This is a genomic window from Streptomyces sp. NPDC088785, from assembly GCF_044750685.1.
Taxonomy (GTDB): Bacteria; Actinomycetota; Actinomycetes; order Streptomycetales; family Streptomycetaceae; genus Streptomyces.
The window spans coordinates 144,751-170,855 of sequence record NZ_JBIVKH010000006.1; the positions used below are offsets into that span (position 1 = coordinate 144,751).

General features: G+C 73.1%; 27 protein-coding genes. 9 read left to right on the forward strand and 18 right to left on the reverse strand.

Annotation, left to right across the window (positions count from 1 at the left end; translation table 11 throughout):
- Positions 1 to 268 precede the first annotated feature (268 nt).
- Positions 269 to 1,375, forward strand: coding sequence for a substrate-binding domain-containing protein (locus ACIP5K_RS19500; protein ID WP_401411045.1), 1,107 nt, complete (start codon positions 269 to 271; stop codon positions 1,373 to 1,375).
- Here ACIP5K_RS19500 and ACIP5K_RS19505 read toward each other — a convergent pair.
- The 8 genes from ACIP5K_RS19505 to ACIP5K_RS19540 form a co-directional block, all read right to left on the reverse strand.
- Positions 1,356 to 3,818 carry a polysaccharide lyase 8 family protein gene (locus ACIP5K_RS19505; protein WP_401411361.1) on the reverse strand — a complete coding sequence of 821 codons (2,463 nt, stop codon included), beginning with the start codon at positions 3,816 to 3,818 and terminating at the stop codon, positions 1,356 to 1,358. The genes ACIP5K_RS19500 and ACIP5K_RS19505 overlap by 20 nt on opposite strands.
- 196 nt (positions 3,819 to 4,014) lie before the next feature.
- Positions 4,015 to 5,409, reverse strand: a complete 1,395-nt coding sequence (locus ACIP5K_RS19510; protein ID WP_401411047.1) for an NADP-dependent succinic semialdehyde dehydrogenase — start codon at positions 5,407 to 5,409, stop codon at positions 4,015 to 4,017.
- A gap of 92 nt (positions 5,410 to 5,501) precedes the next feature.
- Positions 5,502 to 5,963, reverse strand: coding sequence for an NUDIX domain-containing protein (locus tag ACIP5K_RS19515; protein WP_401411048.1), 462 nt, complete (start codon positions 5,961 to 5,963; stop codon positions 5,502 to 5,504).
- Between the two features lie 78 nt (positions 5,964 to 6,041).
- Positions 6,042 to 6,572, reverse strand: a complete 531-nt coding sequence (locus tag ACIP5K_RS19520; RefSeq protein ID WP_401411049.1) for a GAF domain-containing protein — start codon at positions 6,570 to 6,572, stop codon at positions 6,042 to 6,044.
- Positions 6,573 to 6,713: 141 nt separating this feature from the next.
- The gene (locus tag ACIP5K_RS19525) at positions 6,714 to 8,261 is read right to left on the reverse strand and encodes an MFS transporter (RefSeq protein ID WP_401411051.1); all 1,548 of its coding nucleotides are present in this window, start codon (positions 8,259 to 8,261) and stop codon (positions 6,714 to 6,716) included.
- Positions 8,262 to 8,392: 131 nt separating this feature from the next.
- Positions 8,393 to 9,622 (reverse strand): cation:proton antiporter, encoded by a 1,230-nt coding sequence (locus ACIP5K_RS19530; RefSeq protein WP_401411054.1) that lies wholly within the window; start codon positions 9,620 to 9,622, stop codon positions 8,393 to 8,395.
- Positions 9,623 to 9,626: 4 nt separating this feature from the next.
- Positions 9,627 to 10,112: a cation:proton antiporter regulatory subunit gene (locus ACIP5K_RS19535; RefSeq protein ID WP_401411055.1), complete on the reverse strand. Its 486-nt coding sequence runs from the start codon at positions 10,110 to 10,112 to the stop codon at positions 9,627 to 9,629.
- 131 nt (positions 10,113 to 10,243) lie between these two features.
- Complete coding sequence (locus ACIP5K_RS19540; protein ID WP_401411057.1) at positions 10,244 to 11,869, reverse strand: ATP-dependent DNA ligase; 1,626 nt, start codon at positions 11,867 to 11,869, stop codon at positions 10,244 to 10,246.
- A 246-nt stretch (positions 11,870 to 12,115) separates the two neighbouring features.
- Here ACIP5K_RS19540 and ACIP5K_RS19545 point away from each other — a divergent pair, with 246 nt between their 5' ends.
- Together ACIP5K_RS19545 and ACIP5K_RS19550 are read left to right on the forward strand one after the other, a co-directional pair.
- Positions 12,116 to 12,565 (forward strand): SsgA family sporulation/cell division regulator, encoded by a 450-nt coding sequence (locus ACIP5K_RS19545; RefSeq protein WP_401411059.1) that lies wholly within the window; start codon positions 12,116 to 12,118, stop codon positions 12,563 to 12,565.
- 13 nt (positions 12,566 to 12,578) lie between these two features.
- Positions 12,579 to 13,526 carry an aminoglycoside phosphotransferase family protein gene (locus ACIP5K_RS19550; protein ID WP_401411061.1) on the forward strand — a complete coding sequence of 316 codons (948 nt, stop codon included), beginning with the start codon at positions 12,579 to 12,581 and terminating at the stop codon, positions 13,524 to 13,526.
- Positions 13,527 to 13,568: 42 nt separating this feature from the next.
- On the opposite strand, the gene ACIP5K_RS19555 is transcribed toward ACIP5K_RS19550, so the two are convergent.
- Positions 13,569 to 14,063, reverse strand: a complete 495-nt coding sequence (locus tag ACIP5K_RS19555; protein WP_401411063.1) for a glutathione peroxidase — start codon at positions 14,061 to 14,063, stop codon at positions 13,569 to 13,571.
- A 144-nt stretch (positions 14,064 to 14,207) separates the two neighbouring features.
- Between ACIP5K_RS19555 and ACIP5K_RS19560 the strand changes: the two genes are divergently transcribed.
- Genes ACIP5K_RS19560 through ACIP5K_RS19570 form a run of 3 tightly spaced genes read left to right on the forward strand, consistent with a single transcriptional unit; the run spans position 14,208 to position 15,145 of the window.
- Positions 14,208 to 14,627, forward strand: a complete 420-nt coding sequence (locus ACIP5K_RS19560; protein ID WP_401411065.1) for a VOC family protein — start codon at positions 14,208 to 14,210, stop codon at positions 14,625 to 14,627.
- A 60-nt stretch (positions 14,628 to 14,687) separates the two neighbouring features.
- A complete protein-coding gene (locus ACIP5K_RS19565; protein ID WP_401411067.1) occupies positions 14,688 to 14,891 on the forward strand; it encodes a hypothetical protein in 204 nt (67 codons plus the stop codon).
- The gene (locus ACIP5K_RS19570) at positions 14,888 to 15,145 is read left to right on the forward strand and encodes a hypothetical protein (RefSeq protein ID WP_401411069.1); all 258 of its coding nucleotides are present in this window, start codon (positions 14,888 to 14,890) and stop codon (positions 15,143 to 15,145) included. The genes ACIP5K_RS19565 and ACIP5K_RS19570 overlap by 4 nt, the downstream gene beginning before the upstream one ends.
- A gap of 53 nt (positions 15,146 to 15,198) precedes the next feature.
- Here ACIP5K_RS19570 and ACIP5K_RS19575 read toward each other — a convergent pair whose 3' ends face one another.
- Positions 15,199 to 15,993 carry an ABC transporter permease gene (locus ACIP5K_RS19575; protein WP_401411070.1) on the reverse strand — a complete coding sequence of 265 codons (795 nt, stop codon included), beginning with the start codon at positions 15,991 to 15,993 and terminating at the stop codon, positions 15,199 to 15,201.
- A 120-nt stretch (positions 15,994 to 16,113) separates the two neighbouring features.
- On the opposite strand from ACIP5K_RS19575, the gene ACIP5K_RS19580 reads away from it, so the two are divergent.
- Both ACIP5K_RS19580 and ACIP5K_RS19585 read left to right on the forward strand, forming a co-directional pair.
- Positions 16,114 to 17,199: an S-(hydroxymethyl)mycothiol dehydrogenase gene (locus tag ACIP5K_RS19580; RefSeq protein WP_401411072.1), complete on the forward strand. Its 1,086-nt coding sequence runs from the start codon at positions 16,114 to 16,116 to the stop codon at positions 17,197 to 17,199.
- On the forward strand, positions 17,199 to 17,846 hold the full coding sequence (locus tag ACIP5K_RS19585; RefSeq protein ID WP_401411074.1) for an MBL fold metallo-hydrolase: 648 nt from the start codon (positions 17,199 to 17,201) through the stop codon (positions 17,844 to 17,846). The genes ACIP5K_RS19580 and ACIP5K_RS19585 overlap by 1 nt, the downstream gene beginning before the upstream one ends.
- 38 nt (positions 17,847 to 17,884) lie before the next feature.
- On the opposite strand, the gene ACIP5K_RS19590 is transcribed toward ACIP5K_RS19585, so the two are convergent.
- Complete coding sequence (locus ACIP5K_RS19590) at positions 17,885 to 18,286, reverse strand: ATP-binding protein (protein WP_401411076.1); 402 nt, start codon at positions 18,284 to 18,286, stop codon at positions 17,885 to 17,887.
- A 193-nt stretch (positions 18,287 to 18,479) separates the two neighbouring features.
- Entirely contained in the window at positions 18,480 to 18,767 is a 288-nt protein-coding gene (locus ACIP5K_RS19595) for a hypothetical protein (protein ID WP_401411078.1), read from the reverse strand.
- A 194-nt stretch (positions 18,768 to 18,961) separates the two neighbouring features.
- Here ACIP5K_RS19595 and ACIP5K_RS19600 point away from each other — a divergent pair, with 194 nt between their 5' ends.
- Positions 18,962 to 19,660, forward strand: coding sequence for a DUF2470 domain-containing protein (locus ACIP5K_RS19600; RefSeq protein WP_401411081.1), 699 nt, complete (start codon positions 18,962 to 18,964; stop codon positions 19,658 to 19,660).
- Here ACIP5K_RS19600 and ACIP5K_RS19605 read toward each other — a convergent pair.
- The 6 genes from ACIP5K_RS19605 to ACIP5K_RS19630 all read right to left on the reverse strand — a co-directional run bounded on the left by ACIP5K_RS19605 (position 19,641) and on the right by ACIP5K_RS19630 (position 26,033).
- Entirely contained in the window at positions 19,641 to 20,738 is a 1,098-nt protein-coding gene (locus ACIP5K_RS19605; protein ID WP_401411083.1) for an acyltransferase family protein, read from the reverse strand. The two genes, ACIP5K_RS19600 and ACIP5K_RS19605, sit on opposite strands and share 20 nt — an antisense overlap.
- Before the next feature lie 148 nt (positions 20,739 to 20,886).
- Positions 20,887 to 21,672 carry an SDR family NAD(P)-dependent oxidoreductase gene (locus ACIP5K_RS19610; RefSeq protein WP_401411085.1) on the reverse strand — a complete coding sequence of 262 codons (786 nt, stop codon included), beginning with the start codon at positions 21,670 to 21,672 and terminating at the stop codon, positions 20,887 to 20,889.
- 8 nt (positions 21,673 to 21,680) lie between these two features.
- Complete coding sequence (locus tag ACIP5K_RS19615) at positions 21,681 to 22,349, reverse strand: TetR family transcriptional regulator (protein WP_401411087.1); 669 nt, start codon at positions 22,347 to 22,349, stop codon at positions 21,681 to 21,683.
- An 82-nt stretch (positions 22,350 to 22,431) separates the two neighbouring features.
- Positions 22,432 to 23,472 carry a PhlD gene (locus ACIP5K_RS19620; RefSeq protein ID WP_401411089.1) on the reverse strand — a complete coding sequence of 347 codons (1,041 nt, stop codon included), beginning with the start codon at positions 23,470 to 23,472 and terminating at the stop codon, positions 22,432 to 22,434.
- An 82-nt stretch (positions 23,473 to 23,554) separates the two neighbouring features.
- Positions 23,555 to 24,376: a helix-turn-helix domain-containing protein gene (locus ACIP5K_RS19625; RefSeq protein WP_401411090.1), complete on the reverse strand. Its 822-nt coding sequence runs from the start codon at positions 24,374 to 24,376 to the stop codon at positions 23,555 to 23,557.
- A gap of 433 nt (positions 24,377 to 24,809) precedes the next feature.
- Positions 24,810 to 26,033, reverse strand: a complete 1,224-nt coding sequence (locus ACIP5K_RS19630) for a DUF4032 domain-containing protein (RefSeq protein WP_401411091.1) — start codon at positions 26,031 to 26,033, stop codon at positions 24,810 to 24,812.
- Between the last annotated feature and the right edge of the window lie 72 nt (positions 26,034 to 26,105).

Genomic DNA, 26,105 nt, shown 5'->3' on the forward strand with positions numbered 1-26,105 from the left:
TGAGCCGTGGTGGACTGCGAGAACGGCGCCGGACCACGTGTCCTGGGTCGGACGGCGTGCACCGGTGATCTGCGCACACGTTCGGCCCCGGCACCGAACAGCCGGTGACGGCCGGGTGAAGGAAGGCGGTGCGGTCGGGTGAACGCATGGCGGACGAACCGGCCGCCCGGAGGGGATCGTTGAGAGCGGGAGCGATCGATACGATGAGATCACTCCGGCGCCGCACGCGCCGGACCATGCCACGCGTGCCACGGGGGAGGCCCACACCATGCGGCAGCACGTCGACCGACGGCACGCGCTGATCCTCCGACTGCTCGGGGAGCGCGGCACCCTGCGCGTCGCCGACCTCGCGCGCGAACTCGACGTCTCACCGGTGACGCTCCGCCGCGACGTGGAGACCCTCGCCGCGCGGGGCAGGCTCCGACGCCTGCACGGCGCCGTCGTCCGGTCGGAGGCGACCGCCGAACCGCCGTCACGGGCGGCCGATCCGGTGCGCGGCGCCGTCATCGGCATGGTCGTGCCGACCACCGAGTACTACTACGCCGACGTGGTGCGCGGCGCCCGCGAGGCCGTCGAGGCGCACGGCGCCCGGCTCGTCGTCGCCCTGTCGCGGTACCTGCCCGGAGAGGACGGCGTCCAGGCCGACCGGCTGCTTGCGTCCGGCGCGCACGGACTGCTGCTGACGCCCAGTTGGGAGACGGGCAGCCCCGGCCCGGGGGAGGGGCTGCGGATCACGGAGCGGGCGGTGCCCACCGTGCTCGTGGAGCGGTCCGCGCCGCACGGGCACCCGGCCGCGGCCCTCGACCGGGTCCGCTCCGACCACGCCCACGGCGCCGCCGAGGCCGTCCGCCACCTGGCCGCGCTCGGCCATCGCCGCATCGCGCTCGCCGCCCAGGACTCGCCCACCACCGCCGAGTTGCGGCGCGGCCACGAAGCCGCCGTCGCCGCGCTCGGCCTGCTCCCGGCCCCGGCGGCGCCGCCGGGGCCGGCGTCGCCCGCAACCGAGGCCGAGCGTTTCGAGCGCACCTTCCGCCAGCTGCGGACGGCCGTCGAGGAGCACGGGGTGAGCGCCGCGATCGTGCACAGCGACGTCGACGCGATCGTCCTCGTGCCCCGGCTGCGCGCCCACGGCATCCGCATCCCCGGCGACCTCGCCGTCATCACCTACGACGACGAGGTCGCCGGTCTCGCCGACCTGCCGCTGACCGCCGTCGCCCCGGCGAAGCGGGCCGTCGGCCGGCGGGCCGCCGAACTGCTGCTGTCCCGGCTCGCCGAGCCGTCAGGCACCCGCGAACCGGGACAACACCTGGACATCCTTCCCGAGTTGCGCGTCCGGGAGTCGTGCGGACCGTCCCTCAGCGCAGCTTCACGGTGACCTTCTGGGTCAGCCCGCCGGCCCCGGTCAGGTCGCCGAAGGTCAGCCTCAGCTCGTTCCCCGGCGTCGCCGCCGTCACCGAACCCGGCTTCGACGTCACGGAACGGACCGGTCGCCGCCAGACCAGCGTGGCCGCCTTCACCGCCCGGTTCGGGTCGCTGACGCACACCGTCGCCGTGCCGTCGCGCCGCTCCCTGATCTGCACGACCAGCGGCGCGTCCACGGTGACCGCGCCGACCGTCCCCGGTTCCCAGAACACGACCGACGTCAGGCCGAGGGACCGGACCCGAACGCCCTGCTGCGCACCGGTGTTGGAGCCGATGTCGACCCAGCCGCGGTCCGCGGCCCGCGCCGCGGTGCGCGCCGCGTCCGCACCGGGCAGCAGCACATACGCGTAGGAGGCGTCGGCGGGGTCCGTACCGTGGTCGGTCAGCAGGGTCACGTACCGGCGGGTGACCGGGTCGGCCGAGCCGCCGCCGTTGATGCTCCGCCACGTCCCCGTACGCTCCGTGCGCAGCGCGGTCAGCGCGGCGCCGGCGGGGAAGACGTATCCGCCGTGTCCGGCAAGATGGGCCCAACGGGCGTCCGCGATCGTCGAGTTCGAGCCGAGGGTGGCCGCCCGGGTGCGGCCGTCCACCGTCAGGCGCGCCGTGCCCGACGCCCCGAGGTTGCGCGCGTCCACGACGCTCTCGACGCCCACGCCGTCCGTGCTCGTGATGCCCGCACCGAGGCAGACCACCGCGTCGTCGAGGAAGAACCACGCCTTCCTCGCCCTGAGGGTCGACGACAGGCCCCGGGTGTCCTGGGCCACCGCCGCGTACGTGCCGTCCGTCGCACCGCCGACCCAGGTCGTGGCGGGCCGTGGCGCACCCCACGCGCCGCCCTCGCCGTCCGCGAGCGTCTTGCGCGAGACCGTCGTACCGGGCAGCCGGTACGGGTCCACGGTCGGCCAGAACCCGTCGCTGTACTGGCCGCCGCCCGCGCGGTCGCCGGCGGTCCACCAGGACAGCATGCCCGAACCGGTGTGCCAGCCGCGGAGGTTCTCGCCGTTGCCGTTCTCGTAGAACGTGATGGCCTTCGACGCCATCGACACCGACGCCGTGAACCGGCTCGTGCGGTGCGTCGCGCGCGCCATCGACGGGAACAGCCGGTGCCCGACCGGCTCGGGGGCCGCCTTCACCGCCGTGTCGCCGAGCAGTGCCGCGACCCGGGAGAGCGCGGCGACGCCCAGCGTCCGGCCCGCCGTCACGTCGCTGTACCGGTCCCGGGTGAACCAGCCCTTGGCGAGCGCCCGCCAGCGCGTGTTCTCCTCGGCGCTCGCGCCCTGCCCGAGCAGCAGGATCGAGGCGATGATGCCGTGGCCCCGGGAGTGGTCGTCCTGCTGGACCTTCAGGGTGTCGCCGGTGAGGAGCCCGCGGCTGATCGCGCGTCCCGCCACGTTGTCCATCGACAGGCCGTCGTGCAGGAACGGCGCGTAGGCGGCCTCGACCGATTCCAGGAAGATCTGCCGGCCGCTGTCCGTGATCGCCCACGTCGACCCGCCGAGCAGCGCGAACAGCCGGCTGAGCCCGTCGATGAGGACCGCGCCGTACGACCCGGTGTACGGCACGTACGTGTGCTGGATCAGGGAGCCGTCGGCGTACAGGCCGTCGCCCGAGGTGACGTACGGGAAGACCGGACTGACGGCGTCCCGCGCGAGCGCGACCTTCGCGGCGGTGCCGCCGAGGATGCCGCGCAGCGCGAGGACCCGGCACAGGTCGATCCGGTTGGCTCCGGTGCTGGTCCCGGAGTACGACGCGACCAGGGAGTCCGGGACGAAGTGGTCGACGGCCTCGATCGCCGCAGTGAGCTGCGCCGCGCTCAGGTGCTCGTACATCAGGACGCAGATGTCGAGCAGTCGCTGCGGGGCGCCGATCTGGAAGTTGTACCAGTTGCCGTACTGCTTCCGGGAGGCGTTGAAGACCTGGGCGCCCAAGTGGTCGACGGCTCCGAGCACGGCGGTCCTGAGCGACGCGTCGCCGGTCAGGCCGGTGCCGGGCCGGCAGAAGGCCTCCGCCATCGTGCGCACGCGCTCGTAGCTCGTCTGCATCTTCTCGGAGTAGCCGTACGACTCCGTGTCCGTGTTCGGGTCCGGGTCGCCGAACACGGCGTCGGGCCACAGCGATCCGGCGGCCGGGGCCATCGCGTCCTGCCACCCCTTCGCCTGCTCGCCCAGCGTGGCCAGCTTCGACCTGAACGGTTCGGCGGTCGGGCTGAAGCCCTCGCCGAGATACAGGGTCCGCCACTTCACCCGCAGCCGGGCGAACTCGTCGTCGTCGGCGACGCCGACGGCCGCCGCCCCGGCGACGGCCGGGCCGGGGGCCGCGACGGTGAGCGCGGCCCCGACGGCCGCCGACGAGGCGAGGAAGGCGCGACGGGACCAGGGCAGGGACGACGACGTCATGTACAGCTCCGGGTGGCTGGAGGTCCGCTGGGAGTAAGCGGTTTCTAGCACCCGGTGGATCAAACGCTCAAGAGACACGACCAACTTGAGCGTTTTGATCGTTCAGGAGTTTTGATCGTTCAGGAGTGACGGGACCGGCCCGGCAGGGGCGGCACCGGTCCCGGAACGGCGGGACCGATCCCGGAGGGGCGGGGGATCAGGCCGCCACCCACACCGTCGTGATGTTGCAGAACTCCTTGATCCCGTGGCCCGCCAGCTCCCTGCCGTACCCGGAGCGCTTGGCGCCGCCGAAGGGGAGCGCCGGGTGCGAGGCCGTCATGCCGTTCACGAAGACCCCGCCCGCCCCGCTGTCCTGCACGAACCGGTCGATGTCGGCCTCCTGGCCGGTCCACAGGTTCGAACTCAGCCCGAACGGCGTGTCGTTGGCGACCTCGATCGCCTCGTCCAGGCCGGAGACCCGGTACAGCGTCGCGACCGGGCCGAACGTCTCCTCGCGGTGGATGCGCATCTCGGGCGTCACGTCCGCGATCACGGTCGGCTCGTAGAACCAGCCCCGGTCGGCGAGGTCCTCGGGCCGCTGCCCGCCGCACAGCACGGTCGCACCGTTCTCGACCGCGTCGTCGACCAGCTCCTCCAGGTCGGCGCGCCCTTGCTCGCTGGAGAGCGGCCCGACGTCGGTGGCCTCGTCCAGCGGGTCACCGACGCGCAGCTCCCGCATCCCCGCCACGAACGTCTCCCGGAACTCCTCGAAGACGTCCTCGTGCACGATGAACCGCTTCGCCGCGATGCAGGACTGACCGTTGTTCTGGACCCGCGCCGTCACGGCCGTCCGCGCGGCGGCGGCGACGTCGGCCGACGGCATGACCACGTACGGGTCGCTGCCGCCGAGCTCCAGCACCGTCTTCTTCACCTCGTCACCGGCGATCGCGGCGACCGAGCGGCCCGCCGGCTCGCTGCCGGTGAGGGTCGCGGCGACCACCCGCTCGTCGCGCAGGATGCCCTCGATGGCGCCCGAGCCGACCAGGAGCGTCTGGAAGCAGCCTTCGGGGAAGCCGGCGCGCCGGAACAGGTCCTCCAGGTAGAGGGCGGTCTGCGGCACGTTCGACGCGTGCTTGAGCAGACCCACGTTGCCCGCCATCAGGGCGGGCGCGGCGAACCGGATCACCTGCCACAGCGGGAAGTTCCACGGCATCACCGCGAGCACCACGCCCAGCGGCCGGTAGCGCACCAGGGCGCGGGCCGCTCCGGAGTCCTTCACGTCCTCGTCGGACGGGTGCTCGTCGGCGAGCAGCTCCTGTGCGTTTTGCGCGTACCAGCGCATGGTCTTCGCGCACTTCTTGGCCTCGGCGCGGGCCGCGGCGACCGGCTTGCCCATCTCCGTCGTCATCACCCGGGCGATGTCCGGGGCGTCCGCCTCCAACAGGTCGGCGGCCTGCTGGAGCAGGCGGGCCCGGTCGAAGAACGAACTCGTGCGGTACGAGTCGAACGTCCGGGACGCCAGAGCGAGCTTCTCCTCGATCGCCTCGGAGGACAGGGCGTCGTACGTCCGCAGCGTCTCACCCGTGGCGGGATTGACCGTCGCGATGGGCATGGGGGACCTCCTGTGCGCGGTTCCTTCGACCTTCCCGCGCCGCACCGGGCCGCGCAACGCGGGAAGCCCCCGGGTACCCGGGGAACCGCCGGTCAGACCTGCTCGGCCAGCCGGTCCAGGAACGCGGCCTGCGCCCGCACGATCACGGCCCGCGCCGCCGCCAGGCCGAACCAGGCGGCCCGGTCCAGCTCCGGGAACTCGGCGGTCCGGCCACTGCCGCGCGGCCACTCCATCGTGAAGGTGCCCGGCACCATGTCCGCCGGATCGAGGTCGCCCTCCACCGCCCACACGACGACGTGCTTGCCGCCGGACTGGACCACCTCCCCGAGCGGCAGCGGCTCCCCGGCGGGCGCGGGCAGCCCCAGCTCCTCCCGGAACTCGCGCCGGGCCGCGTCCCAGGGCGTCTCGTCGTCCCCGTACTCACCCTTGGGGACCGACCAGGCCCCCGCGTCGCGGCGCTCCCAGAAGGGTCCGCCCATGTGCCCGAGCAGCACCTCGGGGCCGTCCGGTGCGCGGCGGAAGAGCAGGATTCCGGCGCTGCGTCTGGTGACCATGTGATCAGTCCCGGTGGAGTAGGGAGCGGGGAACAGGGATGAGCAGAGGGGAGATGAGAAAGGAGGTGACCTTGGGTGTCAGAGGGGCGGCAGGTGGGGCTGGACGCCGCGTGCCGTGGCGTCCGCGAGATGCTGGCCGAGGCGCAGCTGGAGCGCTCCCGGCGGTCCGGTCCGCTCCGACAGCAGACTGAGCGAGCCGACCGCCCGGTCCGCGGTGCGCAGCGGCACCGCGACCACGCACGCGAAGCCCAGCGAACGTGCCATCGCCGTGTACGACGGCCAGTTGGCCCGCGCGTACGGGTGCGCGAGCGGCACGCCGCGGATCGGCTGGGCGGAGGCGCGGCAGTCGGCGCCGGGGCCCTCGCCCCAGGACAGCGCGGCCCGTTCCAGGCGCAGCCCCCGCTGGTCGGACGCGGCCACCTCGACCCGGCCCGTGGGCGGCTTGAGGACGGCCGCCGCCGACGGCACCCCCAGGAGGGTGACACAGCAGGCGACGAGCGTCGCGAGGGCCTGCGGCCCGCCCCGCACCGAGGCGTCGGCCACCTCGACGAAGGCCGTCGCCAGCCGTTCGCTGTCCACCTGGTACACCTCGTACGGCACACCGCGCACGACGTCCCCCTCGCTCTGTTCCGAGCACCGCCACCCGCGCCGCCCGCCCCGGGAGGACCCGGGGCGGGCGGGCGGACTTTGCAGAGGGGGTATGCCCGGTGGACGGAGTACCCGAACCGGCACCGCACGGAGGGACGTCCGCTACATGTGTACGGCGCCGTCGCCGCCGGCCACCGTCCGGGGCGCCCCCGGACGGTAGAGCACCAGCGTCACCACGAAGCCCACCGCGAAGAACAGCGCGGACCAGGTGTACGCGGTCGAGTAGCTCTCCATCGCCGCCCGCGCCTGCACCTGCGGGGTGGGCCGCTTGCCGGTGAGGTAGCTGGTCGCGGCGCTCGTCGCGAGGGTGTTGAGCAGGGCCGTGCCGATCGAGCCGCCCACCTGCTGACTGGTGTTCACCATCGCGGAGGCGACGCCCGCGTCGTGCGTGGCGATCCCCGCGGTGGCCAGGTTCATCGCCGTCGCGAAGATCAGACCGAGACCGATGCCGGCCACCAGCAGCGGCGGCAGCACGTGCGCCGCGTAGCTGCTGTCCAGGTCGAGCGCGGTCAGCCAGGCCATGCCGCCCGCGGACAGCGCCATGCCCAGCGGCACGATCGGCTTCGGGCCGAGCCGGGGGACGAGGGAGTTGGTGGCGACGACCGACGAGACGATCATGCAGGCCACCATCGGCAGGAACGCCACACCCGTGAGGACCGGCGAGTAGTCGAGGATCTGTTGCAGGTAGTACGTGAGGAACAGGAACACGCCGAACATGCCCGCGCCGGAGATGAACATCGCGAGGTAGGACGCGCCGCGGTCCCGGTCCAGGATCACCCGCAGCGGCAGCAGCGGATGCGTGGCGCGCGTCTCCCACCAGGCGAACGCCGCGAGCAGCACCACGCCGACGACGAGGAAGCCCCAGGTCAGGACGGAGCCCCAGTCGTGCGTCTCCGCGTTGCTGAAGCCGTACACGATGCAGAAGAGACCCACCGACACCAGGAACGTGCCGGGCACGTCCAGTTTCGGACGGTCCGCGGGACGGCCGCCGTGCAGCAGCCGCGCCCCGCCCAGCAGGGCGATCACGGCGAAGAACAGGTTCACGTACAGGCACCAGCGCCAGTCCAGGTACTCGGTGAGCACCCCGCCGAGCAGCAGGCCGACGGCGCCGCCCGCGCCCGCGATGGCACCGTAGATGCCGAACGCCTTCGCGCGTTCCTTCGGGTCGGTGAACGTCGTGGTCAGCAGCGACAGCGCGGCGGGCGCGAGCAGGGCGCCGAACAGGCCCTGGAGGGCCCGCGCGAACACCAGCATCCCGAAGCTCGTCGCGGCGCCGCCCAGTGCCGACGCGGCGGCGAACCCGGCGAGACCGGTGAGGAAGATGGCCTTGCGGCCCACCAGGTCGGCGACGCGCCCGCCGAGCAGCAGCAGGCTGCCGAACGCGAGCGCGTAGGCGGTGACGATCCACTGCCGGTTGCCGTCCGAGAAACCGAGATCCTGCTGCGCGGACGGCAGAGCGATGTTCACGATCGTCGCGTCCAGCACCACCATCAGCTGCGCGAGCCCGATGACACCGAGGATCAGCCATCGGTGTTCGTGGTTGCCGCCGCCCGCGTACGGCCTGTCACCTCCGCCCGCGGACGGGGTTCCTGTGCCGACGTCGGCGGCTGTGGCACCGCCGGGTGTGGCGGATTCGGGCGTGCGATCCATCGGTGGCCTCCAGACACCCAGGGACACCCCCCGACCTCGCCACCCACGCTAAGCGCCCTGATCACGGACGGCGACCGGGGAGAGAACGAAGCCGTTCCCTCCCCGGTCGCCGTCCCTGCGGGTGCGCGGTGTCAGCGGATCTGCTCGTCGATCTGCGTACTGTCCTCGGCGCCGCGCGGCGCCGGTACGGCCACCGGCTCCGGCGTCCGCGTCCGCAGGAGCCGCTGGGCGAGCGGCTGCGTGTACCGGGCGGTGAGCGGCCCCACGATGACGAGGATCAGCACATACGCCGTCGCCAGCGGGCCCAGCCGGGGCTCGATGCCCGACGTCACGGCGAGGCCGGCGATGACGATGGAGAACTCGCCGCGCGCCACGAGCGCGCCGCCGGCCCGCCACCGGCCCTTCACCGAGATGCCGGCCCGCCGCGCGGCCCAGTACCCGGTGAAGATCTTCGTGCAGGCCGTCACCACGGCCAGCAGCAGCGCGGGCAGCAGCACCGGCGGGATGCTCGCCGGATCGGTGTGCAGACCGAAGAAGACGAAGAAGACGGCGGCGAACAGGTCGCGCAGCGGCATCAGCAACTGGTGCGCGCCCTCGGCGACCTCACCGGACAGCGCGATGCCGACGAGGAAGGCGCCCACGGCCGCCGACACCTGCAACTGCTGGGCGATACCGGCCACGAGGATGGTCAGACCGAGCACCACCAGGAGCAGCTTCTCCGGGTCGTCGCTCGACACGAACCGGGATATCTGCCGCCCGAACCGCACGGCGACGAACAGCACGAGACCCGCCGCGCCGAGCGCGATCGCGAGCGTGACACCGCCGGTCGCCCAGCCGACTCCGGCCAGCAGGGCGGTGATGATCGGCAGATACACGGCCATCGCCAGGTCCTCGAGGACGAGGATGCTCAGGATGACCGGCGTCTCGCGGTTGCCGAGCCGCCCGAGGTCGCCGAGCACCTTCGCGATGACGCCGCTCGACGAGATCCAGGTGACACCGGCGAGCACCACGGCCGCGACCGGACCCCAGCCCATGAGCAGCGCGGCGGCCGCGCCGGGCAGGGCGTTGCACGTCATGTCGACGAGTCCCGCCGGGTACTGCGTCTTGAGGTTGTTGACGAGGTCGCTCGCCGTGTACTCCAGCCCGAGCATCAACAGCAGCAGGATGACCCCGATCTCGGAGCCGATCTCCACGAACTCCTCGCTCGCGCCGAGCGGCAGCAGCCCGCCCTCGCCGAACGCGAGACCGGCCAGCAGGTAGAGCGGGATCGGCGAGAAGCTCAGCCGGCCGGCGAGCCTGCCGAGCAGCCCGAGGGCCAGGATGATCGCACCGAACTCGATGAGGAAGACAGCGGAATGCATCCGATCACTCCCGCCCCAGGATCGCGGCCGCCGCCTCGACGCCCTCACGGGTGCCGATCACGATGACGGTGTCCCCGCCCGCGAGCCGGAAGTCCGGGGCCGGCGACGGGATCGCCTCGGCGCGGCGCAGCACGGCGACGATGGAGGCGCCGGTCTCGGTGCGCATCGCCGTCTCGCCGAGCAGCCGGCCGTTCCAGTGGGAGGCCCCCGGTATCTCGATCCGCTCGGCGACCAGCCCCAGATCGGTGGTGTGCAGCAGGTTCGGGCTGTGGTGCGAGGGCATCAGCGCGTCGATGAGGTACGCCGCCTCACTTGGGGTCAGTTTCATCGAGAGGGCGCACGCGTCCGGGTCGTCGGCCTGGTATGCGCTCAGCGTGCGGCCCCCGTCCCGGTGGGCGACGACCGACAGCCGGCGCTGTTCGCGGGTGGTCAGGTCGTAGCGATGGCCGATCCCTGGCAGTGGTGTCCTGCTGAGCCGTGAAGCGGGCACGTCTCTCCCCTTGTCCGTGCGTGCATCGTGGCGCCGGGCCGCTCGGGCCGACCCGAGCGGCCATTAATTGGCGAATGCATCTTTCAGTGTCGCAGTCACCTTATACGGCTCATCTTTTGGCAAAGAAAGGGTCAGGTGCCGGTGCCCTCGGCGAGGAGGTGCGGGTGCGCGGCGAGCACGGAGTCGACCGTGTCGGCCTGCTCGGCGGTCTTGTCCTCGCGGTAGCGCAGGACGCGCGCGAACCGCAGCGTGACGCCCGCCGGATAGCGCGTCGAGCGTTGCAGCCCGTCGTAGGCGATCTCGACGACCAGCTCCGGCCGCACGGTGACGACGTGGCCGTCGTCCTCCACGGCCAGCTCCCGCAGCCGCTCGGTCTGCCAGGCCAGCAGCACGTCCGTGAGCCCCTTGAACGTCTTGCCGAGCATCGCGTACGAGCCGTCGTCGCGGCGCGCTCCCAGGTGCAGGTTGGAGAGCTTGCCGGTGCGCCGCCCGTGCCCCCACTCGGCGGCGAGCACCACCAGGTCGAGGGTGTGCACCGGCTTCACCTTCAGCCAGGACGCGCCCCGCCGCCCCGCGCTGTACGGCGCGGTCACCTCCTTGACGACGACGCCCTCGTGCCCCCGGGCGAGGGTGTCGGCGAAGAACCGCTCGGCGGCGGCGCGCTGCCGTGCGTCGGAGCCGTCCTCGACGACGTACCGGCGCACCCGCAGGGGTTCGGGCACCAGCCGCGCCAGGCGCGCGTGCCGCTCGGTGAAGGGCAGGTCCAGCAGATCGGGCCCCTGCGACCCGGCGGGGCCGTCCGCCGCCCCGTCGGGCGTCGCCGGCTCCGGGCCGGTCGGCGGGTCCGCGTAGAGCACGTCGAAGAAGACGGGGGAGAGGGGGAGGGCCGCGGCGGCGCGGGCCACGTCGACGCGCGATCCGACCCGCCCGGCCACCTCCTGGAAGGCGCGCGGCCGTCCCGCGTCGTCGAGGGCGATGACCTCGCCGTCGAGGATGAACCGCTCGTCCGCGAACTCCCGCACCGCGGCCGTCACTTCGGGCAGGCGCTCGGTGATGTCGTCGAGCGTGCGGGTGTACACGTGGACGTCGTCCCCGTCCCGGTGCACCTGGACCCGGATCCCGTCGAGCTTCTCCTCCACCACGCAGGTCCCGAGCTTGTCGAGCGCGTCACCGACGGCCGGGGCGCTGTGCGCCAGCATCGGCAGGACCGGGTGGCCCACGGTCAGCCGGAACGCGTCGAGCGCGCCGGGGCCGTCGGCCAGCAGCGCCCGCGCCACCGGTTGCAGCCCGCCCGCGAGCATCACCGCCCGCCGCACGGCCGCCGGGGGCGCGTCCGTCGCCCGGGCGAGCCCTTCGATCGCCACCGCGTCCAGGGCGCCCTGTCGCACCTCGCCGGTGACCAGCCCGACGAGGTAGCGCTGCTCGTCCGCGGTGGCCGCGCCCAGCAGCTCCGCGACCAGCCGCTTCCGCTCGGCCTGCGAACCGGTGCCGGAGACCTCGCCGACGGCGCTCAGCGCGGCGTCCACGTCCCGCACGGTGAGCCGCGGCCGTTCGGCGGGCGCGACCGGCTCGCCGAGCACCCGCCAGCCGATCCCGAGCCGCCCCTGCGGGAGGTGCCCCGCCAGGTAGGGGATGACGAGGGGGACGTCATCGGGCGAGGCGTCCCGGAACAGCTCGGCGAGCAGCGCGATCTTCCGCGTCCGAGCCGAGGTGGCGGCGACGTCCTGGGACACCTGAGCGAGCCGGGCGAAGAGCATGCAGCCATGGTGCAACGAAGGGTGGGGCGGCGCATGCAGGCTCTGCCGTCCGGGCGGGTCGGACGGGGCCCGCTCGACCAGGCGCCCCAAAGAACCTGAACCGTTATGCGGCTTTTGTCGGATGATGGGGAGGTGAGTGGCACAGGTCTCAGCCGCTTTTTTGCGATACGCCGACATGCGCCTCCCGGCCGCCGCGTCGGACCGGCACCCGGGCGTCGCAGCGCAGCAGCAGAGAGGGAGCCCGCCATGTCGACCACCCTGCCCGTCACGCTGGAACAACCGACCCGGGCCCGGCTCGTCTCCGCCGGGAACCTCGGACCGGACCGCCCCCTCACCGTCGCCCTGCGGTACGCGTCGGCCGACCCGCTGGCCATCAGCATGGTCTTCCCGGCCGAGGTCACCCTCACCGGAACCGAGGTGACCTGGGCCTTCGCCCGCTCGCTCCTCGACGAGGGACTGCACGAGCCCGCGGGGACCGGCGACGTCCACGTCTGGCCGAGCGGCCGCTCGCACACCGTCGTGGAGCTGAGCGCGCCGCAGGGCCTCGCGGTGGTCCGGTTCGACACCTCGCCCCTGCGACGCTTCCTGCGCCGCACGTACGGGCTCGTCCCATCCGGCGAGGAGGATCTGACGGACCAGGTGCTGCGCACGCTCCGGGCGTTCTTCGGCTCCGCCGACGGGGAGAACGCCACCTGAGATCATCCGCCCCATGAGCGATCACGAGGGACACGCGGCGGACGTCGGCGCGACGCACGGGGCGGCCGAGGACATCACCATCGACGAAGCGCTGGTCCGCGACCTGCTGCGCGACCAGCACCCCGACCTGGCGGACCTCAGGCCCCGGTACGCCGCCACGGGCTGGGACCACCAGCTGTGGCGGATCGGGGACGGGCTTGTCGTCCGTCTGCCCTGCCGCGAGGAGGCCGTCTGGCACGTCCGCAACGAGCAGCGCTGGCTGCCCGGGCTCGCGCCGCGCTTCGCGCTCCCGGTGCCGAGCCCGCTGCGGACCGGCGAGCCCTCGCGCCGCTTCCCGAGGCCGTGGACGGTCACGACCTGGGTGCCGGGCGAACCGGCCGACCGGGAGCCGCTGGCGCCGGGCACGGAGAACCCGAAGATTCTGGCCGCCTTCCTCGGCGCGCTGCACACCGGCCCCGCGCCGCACGACGCCCCGGCCAACCCCGGGCGCGGAGTCCCGCTGGCCGCGCTCCCGGTCGACTTCGAGAAGCTCTGCGCCGACGTCGACGCGCGGGGCGCCCGGGCGGCGGCGCTGCGCGCGCTCTGGGACGACGCGCTCGCCGCCCCCGCCTGGCAGGACGCGCCCCGCTGGCTGCACGCGGACCTGCACCCCGCCAACATCGTGGTCCGCGACGGCGCCCTCGTGGGCGTCATCGACTTCGGCGACCTCTGCGCGGGCGACCCCGCCACCGACCTGTGCGCCGCCTGGCTGCTGCTGCCCGACGGCGAGGCCACCGCGTTCTTCGACGCGTACGCGGTCGCCGACGACGCGACGGTCCGCCGCGCACGCGGCTGGGCCGTGCTGCGCGCGGCGGGTCTCATCGGCATCGGCCGCGCGGGCGACCGGGGCCTGCCCGGCGGCAAACCGACCTGGGGGCCGGCGGGCCGGGCGGCCCTGGAGCGGGTCCTGGCCTTCGGCTGAGGCCGGCGCCGCGGTCCGGGCCCAGCCGTGCCCGGGGGCGCGTCAGGCGGCGGCGAGTTCCTTCTCCACGGCCGCGACGACCTCGGGCGCGTCCGGCTCGGTCTGCGGCGAGAAGCGGGCCACGACCTCACCGGACCGGCCGACGAGGAACTTCTCGAAGTTCCAGCGGATGTCGCCGCTGTGCCCCTCGGCGTCCGCGGCGGGCACCAGGTTCGCGTACAGCGGGTGCCGGTCGGCGCCGTTGACATCGACCTTCTCGGTCATCGGGAAGGTCACGCCGTACGTGGCCGAGCAGAACTCGGCGATCTCGTCGGCGCTGCCGGGCTCCTGCCCCATGAACTGGTTGCAGGGCACGCCGAGCACGGTGAAACCGCGCCCCGCGTACCGCTTCTGGAGCTCTTCGAGCGCGGAGTACTGCGGCGTGAGGCCGCACTTCGAGGCGACATTGACGACGAGGACGGGTCGGCCCTCGTACTGGGCGAGGTCGGCGTCGCCGCCCTGGAGCGAAGCGATCTGGACGTTCTCGTAGACAGACATGATCCGGAGCGTACGCCGTCCCGCGCGTCGGTCCGGCCGCGATGAACTCGGTCCACGGCGCAGATCTTCGGGAAACGGTCTTGCGCCGCGCGGGTCGGCCGGTGCTTGCTTGCTCTGGTTCCGGACGAACGACCCAGGAGAGACATGGCCAGCAGATTCACCGAACTCGCCGTCGACTGTCACGACCCGGAGCGCCTCGCGGCCTTCTGGTGCGCGGTCCTCGGCTTCGACGTGCTCGACCGGCGCGAGGGGCTGGTCGAGATCGGCTCCTGGGAGCCGACCGCCGAGGAGGTGCGGGCGCGGCAGATGCCGCCCACCGTGGCGTTCCTCCGGGTACCCGAGGACAAGGCCGGCAAGAACCGGCTCCACCTCGACGTCAGCCCCATCGACAGCACCACCGAGGCCGAGGTGACCCGGCTGCTCGGCCTCGGGGCCACCCGGGCGGATGTGGGCCAGGGCGACGGCCGCAGCTGGGTGGTCCTGGCCGACCCGGAGGGCAACGAGTTCTGCGTGCTGCGCAGCCTGGCACCGCAGTCACCGGGGACGGCCCAGGGCCAGGCCTAGTCCGCCACGCACCCGCTGCGTCATTTGCACGGTAATTCGAACACGTGCTCTATTGAAGGTATGCGGAACTCCGTCACCGATGACCTGATCCAGACCCAGCGGGAGTGGACCGAGACCTACGAACGCCTCGCCCGTGAGCCCGGCCGTACCGCCCTGCGGCGACGTCTGCTGCACCTCTCCCGGGTGCTGGCCGGCGAGCGGCTCGGCCCGGCGGCGCGGGCCGAGCTGCGGCGCCGGGCGCGGCAGGGGACCGGCCGCTCATGACGGGGGCGGACGCCGGTGACACCGGCGACGGCCCGGCGGACGGGACCGCGGAGATCGTCGTGCAGCGGCCCGCGCCGCAGGGGGGCCGCCGGGTCACCGTCGGCGCCGTGCGGCTCGGGATCGCGCACAGCGACGCCGATGTGATCGAGTTCCTGCGGCGCGCCGGTCTCGACGACGCCGACCGGCTCGTGCTCGGCGACTCGCCGGCCATCCGGTGGCGCGGCGGACGCCCCCACGAGTACGGGGCGGTCTGACCCGCACGCGGCGGCGTACTCAGGACCGGACGGAGGCGGCTCCGCGCCCGGAGCTAGGCGCCCGCCGGTGCCGGCCGGCGCAGGCGGCCCCGCGCGACCAGCTCCACCGTCGTCGCCACCGCGATCGCCTGCACCGCCATGAGGGCGACCAGGACGAACAGCTGCACGGCGCCCGCCATCACCGGCGACGCCCCGCCCAGCAGCATCCCGACGAACGCGCCGGGGAGCGTGACCAGGCCGACCGTGCGGGTCTGGTCGAGGCCCGGCAGCAGCGCCTCCGACGCCGCCGGGCGGGCTATCTCCAGGCGTGCCTCGTGCGGGAGCAGGCCGATGGCCAGGCACGCCTCCACCTCACCCCGGCGCGCCGTCAGCTCGTCGAGGGCGCGGCGCCCCGCCAGGACCGTCGCCGTGAGCGCCCCGCCGATGAGGATGCCGGTGACCGGGATCAGCGCGATGCCGCGCACCGGGACGAGTCCGCAGCCGACCAGGACGCCCACGACCGGCGCCACCGGCACCGCGACCGGCAGCGCCGCCCAGGCCCAGCCGCGCCCCGCGGTGACGCGCCGGCCCGCCGTGCGCGCCGCCACCGCGAACATCAGCAGCACGAATCCGAGCAGCGCGGCGCCGTGCTGCACCACCCAGCCGATCACCAGCGACACCCCGCCCAGCTGCACGGCCGCCCGCACCCCCGCCACCGCGATGTCGCGCGCCCGGCGCCAGGAGGCGTCCGGCGCGAGCCGGAACACGGCGGCGACGGCCGCGGCCACCAGCAACAGCGCGACGAGCACCACCGCCAGGGTGGCGTCGACGGGCAGCAGGGTGGACGCGGCGGCGCTGGGAGTGGGCACCCGGGCAGCCTAGAACGGCCGTGCCCGCGCACCGGAACTGTGCCGCATGGTGATCATGGGCGAGGATGGACGGCGTAAGAACGTGTGCGGGAACCACGAAGAGGAAGAAGGCTGACCGTCATGGCGCAGCAGGTGCAGGGCGTGATCGCACGGGCGAAGGGTGCCCCGGTGACGATCGAGACGATCACCGTGCCGGACCCCGGACCGGGCGAGGCCGTGGTGAAGGTCCAGGCGTGCGGCGTCTGCCACACCGATCTGCACTACCGGGAGGGCGGGATCAACGACGACTTCCCGTTCCTCCTCGGGCACGAGGCGGCCGGCGTCGTCGAGTCGGTGGGGGAGGGGGTGACCGAGGTCGAGCCCGGTGACTTCGTCATCCTCAACTGGCGTGCCGTGTGCGGGCAGTGCCGCGCCTGCCTGCGGGGCCGCCCCCAGTACTGCTTCGACACCCACAACGCCAAGCAGAAGATGACCCTCGCCGACGGCACAGAGCTGAGCCCGGCCCTCGGCATCGGCGCGTTCGCCGAGAAGACCCTGGTCGCCGCCGGGCAGTGCACCAAGGTCGACCCGGACGCCTCGCCCGCCGCCGCGGGCCTGCTCGGCTGCGGTGTGATGGCCGGCATCGGCGCCGCCATCAACACCGGCGGGGTCGGCCGCGGTGACTCCGTCGCCGTCATCGGCTGCGGCGGCGTGGGCAACGCCTCGGTGGTCGGCGCCCGGCTCGCCGGCGCCTCGAAGATCATCGCCGTCGACGTCGACGACAAGAAGCTGGAGACGGCCCGCAAGCTCGGCGCCACGCACACCGTCAACTCGCGCACCGGCGACCCCGTCGAGGCCATCCGCGAGCTGACCGGCGGTTTCGGCGCCGACGTCGTCATCGAGGCCGTCGGCCGCCCCGAGACCTACGAACAGGCCTTCTACGCCCGTGACCTCGCGGGCACCGTGGTCCTCGTCGGCGTGCCCACCCCCGAGATGCGCATCGACCTGCCCCTGCTCGACGTCTTCGGCCGCGGCGGCGCGCTCAAGTCGTCCTGGTACGGGGACTGTCTGCCCTCGCGCGACTTCCCCATGCTCATCGACCTCTACCGCCAGGGCCGCCTGGACCTGGACGCGTTCGTCACCGAGACCATCGCGCTCGAAGACGTCGAGAAGGCGTTCGAGCGGATGCACCACGGCGACGTGCTGCGCTCGGTGGTGGTCTTCTGATGACCGACGCCAACGCCACCGGCGCCCGCGTCGACCACCTGGTCACCTCGGGGACGTTCTCCCTCGACGGCGGCACCTGGGACGTCGACAACAACGTCTGGCTCGTCGGAGACGACCGGGAGGTCGTCGTCATCGACGCCGCGCACGACGCCGACGCCATCGCCGCCGCCGTCGGGGACCGCCGGGTGGTCGCCATCGTGTGCACCCACGCGCACGACGACCACATCGACGCCGCACCCGCGCTGGCCGACCGGACCGGCGCGCCGATCCTGCTCCACCCGGCCGACCTCGACCTGTGGAAGCGCACGCACCCGGACCGCGGCCCCGACGCCGAACTCGCCGACGGGCAGCGCCTCACCGTCGCCGGCGTCGAGCTGACCGTCCTGCACACGCCCGGACACTGCCACGGCGCGGTCAGCCTGTACGCGCCGGCGCTCGGCACCGTCTTCACCGGCGACACCCTCTTCAAGGGCGGACCCGGCGCGACGGGCCGTACGTTCAGCGACTTCCCGACGATCGTCGACTCGATCCGGGAGCGGCTGCTCACCCTGCCGCCCGAGACCGTCGTGCGCACCGGACACGGGGACACCACGACGATCGGTGCGGAGGCACCCGACCTCGACGACTGGATCGCACGAGGTCACTGAGGCACGAGGAGCGCGAGGAGGACGACCGCGGGCGGTGCTCAGCAGGCCGCGAGGACCGCCCGCACCGTCTTTCCGCCCTGCGGATGCGGCTCCACGCTCCAGTGCCGCGCCAGCGCCCGCACCAGCGTGATCCCCCGGCCCGACTCGGCGGACTGCGACGCGGTCCGCTGCCGGGGCAGCCCCGGACCGTCGTCGTGCACCGCCACCGTCACCTCGTCCGCGTCGATCCGCAGACTCATCCGGCAGCACCCGCCCGACGCCCGGGTGGCGTTGGTGACCAGCTCCGAGACCACCAACTCGGCGTCTGCCACCGGGCAGCCGCCGTGTCCGGCCAGGAACGACCGGGTCAGCCGCCGGGCCAGCCGAGGCGCCGCCGACCCCTGCGGCATCAGGTACTCCACGCGTGCCGTACGCCCCTGGACGTCCGTCGACGCACGCATGACGATCACTCCCCTTCCCTCTCGGTTCCCCGGCGCGGTGACGACCCTGTCCGCGCCGTCGGTAACGGGGCACATTCCCGCGGAACCCGATCCCCATGCGGGCGGTCCGAGCGGCCTCGGCCGAAGTGAGGTGGTGGCGTCCGGAGGTCCGGCCGATCACGACGTATACGAGAGGGTGCGGGCGTCGACCGGGTCAGTCGTCGTCGGTCGGATGGGCCAGCGCGTCGAGGAAGCGCTCCAGGGCCGGCGAGGACACCCCGTCCCCGCAGCGGGCCCGCTCCACCTGCGGGACCGACGCCTTGCCGAGCGGCAGGTCCTGTGTCTCCAGGGCCTCGGTCAGGTGCAGCCGCTCCAGGGCCCGTTCCGCGGCCGAGCGGCGCACGTACTCGATGACTGGCACACCCAGGTGATCCGCGTGTCTGCGGACCGCGTCGTACTCGTCGGGCGTGAAGAGCTCCCGCAGGAGCGCGGTACCGTCCATGCGCCGCATGATGCCCGTCCGGTCCGGACGGCGGGCGCGGACGGCATATTCACCCCCCGTTCGCGTGGAGTTGGCGCATGCCGGTGGCGCACGGGATCAGAACCGGTCGGAATCGCACCGCCCCCGCGCGGCGGGCTGGACCCTCGGCGAAGATCTCCGCTAAGTTAGGTGAGGCTTACCTAAGGGAGGTTCGGATGGGTGTCCGACAGATCGCTGCCGCCGTCCCCACCGCCGCGGCCCGCGCGCGCTCCGTGCTCGCCGCCGCGTGGACGTGCGGTGTCACCACCGATGTGGGGCAGGACGACCTCGTCGGCGCCCACCGCGTCGCCGCGGAGGACGGCACGGTGCGCATCAGCCCGCCGCCGGACAGTGTGCTCGCCGCGGCCGTGCTGTGCGCCCCGCACGGACGGCCCACGACCCTGCTGGAGTTCGCCGACGCGGCCCCCGTGCCGGTACGGGACCGGGTGCGCGCCCGGCTCTGGCTCTCCGGGGAGCTGGTCCCCGACGGCGAGGAGTTGCGGCTGGTCCCCGGGCGGGCCGTCCTCCAGACCCGGTCCGAACGCGTCGGGATCGACCTCGCGGAACTCGCCGCGACGACCCCGGACCCCCTCGCCCTCGCCGAGCCGCGCCTGCTCACGCATCTCGCCGAGGCCCACCCCGAGGCCGTCGAACAGCTGACCCGGCTCATCGCCCCCGACAGCCTGCACGGCGTCGTCCGCGTCCAGCCCCTGGCCGTCGACCGGCACGGGCTGACGCTGCGTCTGGAGCGCACGCGCGGCCAGGCCGACGTCCGCATCCCCTTCCACACCCCGGCCGACGACATGGGCGCGCTCACCGAGCGCATGCACTGCCTGCTCGCCTCGGCGCAGTCCGTCACCCGCCGGATGAGGTGACCTCCTCCTCGCGCGGGGTCTTCGGAACGGGCGGCTTCTTGACTCGCGGCTTGCGGAACGCCCACTCCATGCGGGGCTCGACGACGGGCCGGAACACCCGCCGCACCGGCTCCGTGCAGAGCACGGTGATCAGTGCGACGGCCGCCGCGGTCACGGCCAGCTCTCCCAGCGGGCGGTGCAGCCACGGGTGGGCGTACCAGTCGCCGAACCGGGAGGCCTTGATGACGAATCCGTGCAGCAGGTAGGCGTAGATCGTCCCGGTGCCGAGCGTCGTGAACCACAGCCTGCGGCCCGGCACCCAGGCCAGGAAGCAGGCGGTGAGGACGAGGGCGAGCACGAACAGGGCGGGCGTCGCCCACAGGCCCGCCCACGCCGGCACCCCGCGTCCCACCACGCTGCCCCGGTGGTAGAACCAGCCCGCGTCGAACCAGGGCGCCACCCGATACGCGACCGCGACGGCCACGAGTACGACCGGCACGGCGGCCAGCCGGCACCGCCAGGTGCGCAGCCACGAGAAGTGCTCGGCCCGCACCACCAGGCCCACCACGAAGAACGGCAGGAACTGAAGGACCCGTTGCAGCGCCAGGTCGCCGCCCGCGCCCGGCCACATGGACACCGCCGTGCCCACGGCGAGCGCGACCGGCACCGGGTGCCGCAGCTGGAGCCAGAGCGGCGTGGACAGACGCCAGATGAACAGCGCGGCCAGGAACCACATCACGTACCAGGGGTCCAGCAGGCTGATCGGATATCCGGGGTCGTCCTGCGCCCACCGGTAGAACAGCGTGTACGCCACCTCGAACACCACGTACGGCACGACCACACCGGTGAGCAGCCGCTTCAGCCGCCGGGGCGCCATGTCGAAACTGCGCGAGAAGTAGCCGGAGACCAGCGCGAACGCCGGCATGTGGAACGCGTACACGGTGAGATAGAGCGCGGTCACCGCACGGGAGCCGTAGGTCAGGGGTTCCCAGGCGTGCCCGCACGCGACGAGCACGATCGTCAGGAACTTCACGTTGTCGAAGTACGACTCGCGCGCCCGTCCCCCGGTGGCTGTGACCTGTCCTGCCTGCTGTTGCATCGCGATGCCGCGCCCCTCCTGCCGCATGGGTCAAGACCCACGCCTGCCCAGCCGCGGCCGTTCCATGACTCCCCGGGGCGCACGGCGTGCGAAGGGCCCCCGGCGACGCGGGATGGGAGCGTCGCGGGGGCCCGGGTGCGGGAGCGGATCAGACGGCGGTGTACGCGCCGTCGACCAGGTGGTAGCTGCCCGCGATGAACGAGGCGCGGTCCGACAGCAGGAACGCGATCAGCTCCGCGACCTCCTCGGAGCGGCCCAGCCGGCCGGCCGGGTGCAGCGCGACCAGCCCGTCGTAGGCGGCCTGGTCCATCTGCTGGAGCAGCGGGGTGTCGATGAAGCCGGGACCCACCGCGTTGACCCGGATGCCCTTGGCGGAGTACTCGGCCGCGGCCGTCTTCGTCAGGCCCACGACGCCGTGCTTCGCCGCCACGTACGCGGGGGAGCCCGCGAAGCCGACCGAGCCGAGGATCGACGCGACGTTCACGATCGCGCCGCCCCGGCCGGCCGCCTCGATGACGGGGAGCTCGTAGCGCATCGAGTAGAAGACGCCGTCCAGGTTGGTGCGGATCACCCGGTCGTAGGCGTCGATGTCGTACGTGCCCGTGGGGGCGCTGGGGCCGCCGATGCCGGCGTTGTTCACGGCCAGGTCGAGCCCGCCGAAGGTGTCGACGGCGAACGCGACCGCGGCCTCGACGGACGCGGCCCGCGTCACGTCCAGGGCGACGGCGGCGGCCTCGATGCCCTCGGCGACGAGGGACGCGGCGGCCTCCTTCGCACCCTGCTCGTTGAAGTCGGCGATGACGACCTTGGCGCCGCCACGGCCCAGACGGCGGGCGGTGGCCAGGCCGATGCCCGGGGCGGAGCCGGTGACCAGCGCGGTCCTGCCGGCGAACTCGGTGGTGTCGGTCGCTGCGGGGGCGGGGGTGGTGCTCATGGTGCGTGTCACTCTCTGGTTGCTTCCTCGGAGGTCGCCGCCGATCGGGCGGCCTCCCCTGTGAGGGCGTCGTAGGCCCGCGCCACCAGGTCGGCGAGGTCTTCGGCGTCCGTGCCGTCGTCGCGTGCCCAGGTGCGCAGCGCGGCGGTCAGCACGCCGGCCGCGGCCCCGACGACGACCTCGGGACGCAGGTCCCGGGCCGGATCGGTGCCGAGCCGGTCGGCGATGATGCGTACGGACTCGTCCTGGGCGTCGACCCGGATCCGCTCGTACGCGGCGAACAGGGCGGGCTCGCGGTCCACGGCCGCGTACAGCAGACGCTGCTCCGGCCGGTGGTGCCAGCCGGGGACCGCCCGGTCGGCGAGCCAGTCGGCGACCGCCCTGCGGTAGGCGAGCAGCGGGGGCTCGTCGGCGGGGCGCTCGCGCAGTGCCGCGTTGATCCGGGCGCCGTCGGCGCGGGTGAAGTCCAGCGCCGCGTCCTCCTTGCCGGAGAAGTACCGGCTGAAGGTGCGGCGCGTGACGTCCGCGCGCTCGGCGATCGCCTCGACGGTGACCTCCGCGAGGCCCCGCTCCAGGACCAGCGCCACGGCCGCTTCGGCCATCGCCTCCCGGGTCCGCCGCGCCTTCTGCCGGCGGCGGTCCGCGGGGGGCGGTGTGGGGGGCTCGTTCGCCTTCATGCCTCCGAGAGTACACCTTCATGTCCCGATGGGACACAAGTCCCGGCGGGACATTTCAGGGAGGGCGGGAGGGGGGCGGAGGTCAGGCGTGCCAGTGGCCGTGCAGCGCGGCGGTGGCGAAGCCGGGGCCGTAGGCGACCATCGAGCCCCGCGCGCCGGCCGCCGGCGGCTCGGTGTGGGTGCGTTCCAGGATGCGGAGCACGCTGACGCCGCCCAGATTGCCCTCGTCGGTGAGCGTGTCGGTGGAGTGCCGGGCGTCCTCGGCGGTGACGCCCAGCAGGTCGGCGGTGTCCGCGATGATGCGGGGGCTGCCCGGGTGGATGAGGGCGAAGTCGGTGCGGCGGCCGCCCAGCCAGTCCTTGAGCACCGGGATCACCTCGCCCGACGCGGCGCGCCCCGCCTTCGTGGCGTCGAAGTGCAGACCGTCCCCGGTGATGCGCCCGGCCAGATGCCCGGCGCTGTCCGGCAGCAGATGCTCGAAGGAGTCCTCGAAGGCGAAGCCGGGACCCAGCGGCTCGTCCGAGACGACGGCGGCCCCGGCCGAGTCGCCGAACAGCGCCTTATAGATCATCGCGTCGATGCCGGTGTCGCTGTGGTGGTACACGGCGGAGATGACCTCGGCGGCGACCACCAGCACCTTGCTCCCCGGGCGGGCCGCGACCATGTCGCCCGCGCTGATCAGGGTCTTGGTGCCGCCCGTGCAGGCCAGCGTGGTGTGGGCGGTGCGCCGCACGGTGGGGCGCAGCCCGAGGGCGTTGGTGAGGTGGACGTCGAGGTTCGGCGCGGCCCACCCGGTGGAGTGCGTCGTGACGATGCCGTCGATGTCACCGGCGTCCAGGCCCGCCGCGGCCAGGGCGGAGCGCGCCGCCGCGTGCGCGAGTTCCAGGGCGTCGGCGAAGGCGGAGGCGGCCCGCTCGGCGATCTCCGCGGTGCCCGCGACGGTGGGGGAGGTCAGCGGACGGGTGAAATAGCGGCTGCGGACACCGCAGCCGCGCACGGCGCGCACGGCGGCGGCGAGCCGCGGATGCCCCGGGTGATGGGTGCGTATGTCGTCGGTGATCTCGTCGGTGGTCACCTTGTGGGCACCCAGGACGGTTCTCGGCGGAGATATGTAGGCAGGCATGTGGTGGCTCCCACGGAGCTGGAGGAGGTGTGGGGGGCCGATTCAACCTACGTGACCGGGTAAGGCAGTTGAAGAGATCTGTTCATCCGGCCTGGAGAGCGGGTCTGCGCGGGTGCGCGCGACGGGCCCCCGGGTGGAAGACCAGGATCATCAGCCGCGAGCCCGGGGTCGTGAGCGGCTGGGCCGCGCACATCGTGGCCCAGCCGGGGCCCAGCCGGGCGTGCAGCAGCGGACGCTCGTCACCGTCCGGGTGGATCACCGAGCCGCCCGCCTCGTAGATGGGGGCGGCCTCCGGGTCGGTGAGGACCTCCTTCTCGATCTGGCGCAGCGTGTCGTCGTCCGGCCGGGCGGCGAGGGCGGCCCGCAGCTGCGGCAGCAGCAACGGCGCCCAGGAGGTGGCCCATTCGGTGAGCATGTGCCGCGCGTGCGGGTCGAGGAGCATCCAGCGCATCGTGTTCTGCGGCGGGCAGCGGTCGGGGAACAGCTCCTCGAACGCCTCGTTGCCGGCCAGCAGGTCCCAGGACGCGTCGGACACGTACGCGATGTGCCGGATCCCGTCGACGGCCTCCTGCCACACGCCGGGGATGGCCTTGCCGGACGACGAGTACAGCGGGCCGGGCGGATCCTGGAGCAGCGCGTACCGGCACAGCAGCACCCACTCCTGCTCGTTGAGCCCGAACAGCCGGGCCACGTCGCGCAGCAGTTCACTGGGCGGGTTCGGGTAACTCCCCGACTCCAGCCGGTGGTACGTGCCCAGCGTCCGGTGCAGCAGCTGGTCGACCTGGTGCTGCGAGAGGCCCGGTGCGCGCCGGCCCTGTCCCGTGGGGCGGGTGAAGCCGTGGGACTCCGGGGCTATGAGGGCACGCCGTTCACGGAGCAGGGCGCGGAGCGCCTTCTTGTTCATGTGGGTAATCCCTCTTCGTGCCAGCCGAGTTGAGCGTGAGCAGTCTAAATACTCCCGACATCTTTGGTAATAAACATTGCCCGAAGAAAACGATCAGACGGTCCGTCATGATGGGGGGCGTGGCGTTGCTCATCAGGCAGTTTCATCGACTGTGTGTACCTGGACACAGGGATGCGGCACCTGTGCCGGGGGGCTGGAAATTGGCCGAAATTTCCCGGCGCCGAGTAACGCACACGCCTCTGGGCCGACTGAGGAAGAGAGAGCGGGACCGGGCCACGTATTCCGTTGGATGTGGCCGGAAAATGCGTTGCACGACGCACGTCCCGCACCTGCTCGCAGGCGGAACCGGAGGTCACTGGCTGCGGCCGGTGCCGTCACTCGCCATTACGTAGCGGCCACGGTACCGGCCGCGCCCGGTCATCCCCGGCGCTTTTCAGCCCCGCCGTGCCCCCGCGGGCCCGTCCGCACGCCCCGGCTCTCCCACGTTCCGCACGTAGTCCTCCGCCGCCGCGTCCAGCCCGATGTCGTGCTGCGCCCGCTCGGACAGGTACCAGCGGTGCTCCAGGATCTCGTGATACAGCTCGGCCGGATCCATGGGCGCGGGCAGCCGGTCCCGGATCGCGCGGACCGTCGGCCGGAACACGTCCCGCACCCAGCGGTGGGCCAGCACCTCGGGCCGGGCGTCCGGCGCGTCGTCCTGGGTCGCCATCCAGCTCTCCAGATCGCTCAGGAGTCGCCGCGCCTGGTTCTCCTCCGCGTCCATCCCGGTCAGCCGCAGCAACTGCCGCTGGTGGTGGCCCGCGTCCACGACCTTGGGCACGAAGGTGACCTCGTCGCCGCGCGGGGAGCGCGAGATCTGCATCTCGGCCACGTCGAACCCGAGGTCGTTCAACCGCCGGATGCGGCGCTCCATGTAGTGGTGCTTGCCCGCCGGGTACACCGAGGTCCGGGTCAGCTCGCTCCACAGGTTCGTGTACCGCTGCTCGATCTCCGTACCGAACTCGATCGGATCGATCGAGGGGTGCAGCGCGCCCGACGCCTCCAGGTCGAGCATCTCACCGCTGATGTTCACCCGGGCCAGCTCGATGTCGTACTCCCGCTGCCCCTGGCTCAGCCGCGCGTGCAGCTCACCCGTCTCCGCGTCCACCAGATAGGCGGCGTACGCGCCCGCGTCCCGCCGGAACAGCGTGTTGGACAGCGAGCAGTCGCCCCAGGCGAAACCGGACAGGTGCAGCCGGACCAGCAGGACCGCCAGCGCGTCCATCAGCCGGTGGACCGTCGTGGGACGCATCGTCGTCTCGAACATCGAACGGTAGGGCTGCGAGCCGCCCAGGTGCCGGGTGATCAGCACCGGTTCGAGAGGGGAGCCGTCCGGCTGCTCCCGGCCGGTGACCACGGCCAGCGGGTCCACCGACGGTATCCCCAGCCGGTCCAGGGTGCGCAGCATCTCGTACTCGCGCAGCGCGGGCCGCTCCGCGAGCTCCTTCACGGCGACGACCTCGTCACCGGCGCGTGCGTAGCGCACCACGTGCCGGGAGATGCCGCGCGGCAGCGGCACCAGGTACTCCTCCGGCCATTCCTCCAGGGGAACGTGCCAGGGCAGGGCGAGCAGGAGCACCGGGTGCTCGGGATTGGTGGCGCTGATCTGGAGCGGCATGCGCCCAGGGTATTGACCCGGCCGGCGCCACCGCGCGGGTGGTCCGCGCCGCCGGTCACGCTCCCGCGCCCG

Excerpts from the sequence above, each read along its gene's own strand:
- ACIP5K_RS19600 (WP_401411081.1), top strand. The coding sequence starts at position 18,962 with ATGGGTGTCCGACAGATCGCTGCCGCCGTCCCCACCGCCGCGGCCCGC.
- ACIP5K_RS19590 (WP_401411076.1), bottom strand. The coding sequence starts at position 18,286 with ATGCGTGCGTCGACGGACGTCCAGGGGCGTACGGCACGCGTGGAGTAC.
- ACIP5K_RS19615 (WP_401411087.1), bottom strand. The coding sequence starts at position 22,349 with ATGAAGGCGAACGAGCCCCCCACACCGCCCCCCGCGGACCGCCGCCGG.
- ACIP5K_RS19605 (WP_401411083.1), bottom strand. The coding sequence starts at position 20,738 with ATGCAACAGCAGGCAGGACAGGTCACAGCCACCGGGGGACGGGCGCGC.
- ACIP5K_RS19585 (WP_401411074.1), top strand. The coding sequence starts at position 17,199 with ATGACCGACGCCAACGCCACCGGCGCCCGCGTCGACCACCTGGTCACC.
- ACIP5K_RS19570 (WP_401411069.1), top strand. The coding sequence starts at position 14,888 with ATGACGGGGGCGGACGCCGGTGACACCGGCGACGGCCCGGCGGACGGG.
- ACIP5K_RS19530 (WP_401411054.1), bottom strand. The coding sequence starts at position 9,622 with ATGCATTCCGCTGTCTTCCTCATCGAGTTCGGTGCGATCATCCTGGCC.
- ACIP5K_RS19500 (WP_401411045.1), top strand. The coding sequence starts at position 269 with ATGCGGCAGCACGTCGACCGACGGCACGCGCTGATCCTCCGACTGCTC.
- ACIP5K_RS19580 (WP_401411072.1), top strand. The coding sequence starts at position 16,114 with ATGGCGCAGCAGGTGCAGGGCGTGATCGCACGGGCGAAGGGTGCCCCG.
- ACIP5K_RS19625 (WP_401411090.1), bottom strand. The coding sequence starts at position 24,376 with ATGAACAAGAAGGCGCTCCGCGCCCTGCTCCGTGAACGGCGTGCCCTC.
- ACIP5K_RS19560 (WP_401411065.1), top strand. The coding sequence starts at position 14,208 with ATGGCCAGCAGATTCACCGAACTCGCCGTCGACTGTCACGACCCGGAG.
- ACIP5K_RS19515 (WP_401411048.1), bottom strand. The coding sequence starts at position 5,963 with ATGGTCACCAGACGCAGCGCCGGAATCCTGCTCTTCCGCCGCGCACCG.
- ACIP5K_RS19510 (WP_401411047.1), bottom strand. The coding sequence starts at position 5,409 with ATGCCCATCGCGACGGTCAATCCCGCCACGGGTGAGACGCTGCGGACG.
- ACIP5K_RS19555 (WP_401411063.1), bottom strand. The coding sequence starts at position 14,063 with ATGTCTGTCTACGAGAACGTCCAGATCGCTTCGCTCCAGGGCGGCGAC.
- ACIP5K_RS19620 (WP_401411089.1), bottom strand. The coding sequence starts at position 23,472 with ATGCCTGCCTACATATCTCCGCCGAGAACCGTCCTGGGTGCCCACAAG.
- ACIP5K_RS19540 (WP_401411057.1), bottom strand. The coding sequence starts at position 11,869 with ATGCTCTTCGCCCGGCTCGCTCAGGTGTCCCAGGACGTCGCCGCCACC.
- ACIP5K_RS19505 (WP_401411361.1), bottom strand. The coding sequence starts at position 3,818 with ATGACGTCGTCGTCCCTGCCCTGGTCCCGTCGCGCCTTCCTCGCCTCG.
- ACIP5K_RS19595 (WP_401411078.1), bottom strand. The coding sequence starts at position 18,767 with ATGGACGGTACCGCGCTCCTGCGGGAGCTCTTCACGCCCGACGAGTAC.
- ACIP5K_RS19565 (WP_401411067.1), top strand. The coding sequence starts at position 14,688 with ATGCGGAACTCCGTCACCGATGACCTGATCCAGACCCAGCGGGAGTGG.
- ACIP5K_RS19610 (WP_401411085.1), bottom strand. The coding sequence starts at position 21,672 with ATGAGCACCACCCCCGCCCCCGCAGCGACCGACACCACCGAGTTCGCC.
- ACIP5K_RS19550 (WP_401411061.1), top strand. The coding sequence starts at position 12,579 with ATGAGCGATCACGAGGGACACGCGGCGGACGTCGGCGCGACGCACGGG.
- ACIP5K_RS19630 (WP_401411091.1), bottom strand. The coding sequence starts at position 26,033 with ATGCCGCTCCAGATCAGCGCCACCAATCCCGAGCACCCGGTGCTCCTG.
- ACIP5K_RS19525 (WP_401411051.1), bottom strand. The coding sequence starts at position 8,261 with ATGGATCGCACGCCCGAATCCGCCACACCCGGCGGTGCCACAGCCGCC.
- ACIP5K_RS19545 (WP_401411059.1), top strand. The coding sequence starts at position 12,116 with ATGTCGACCACCCTGCCCGTCACGCTGGAACAACCGACCCGGGCCCGG.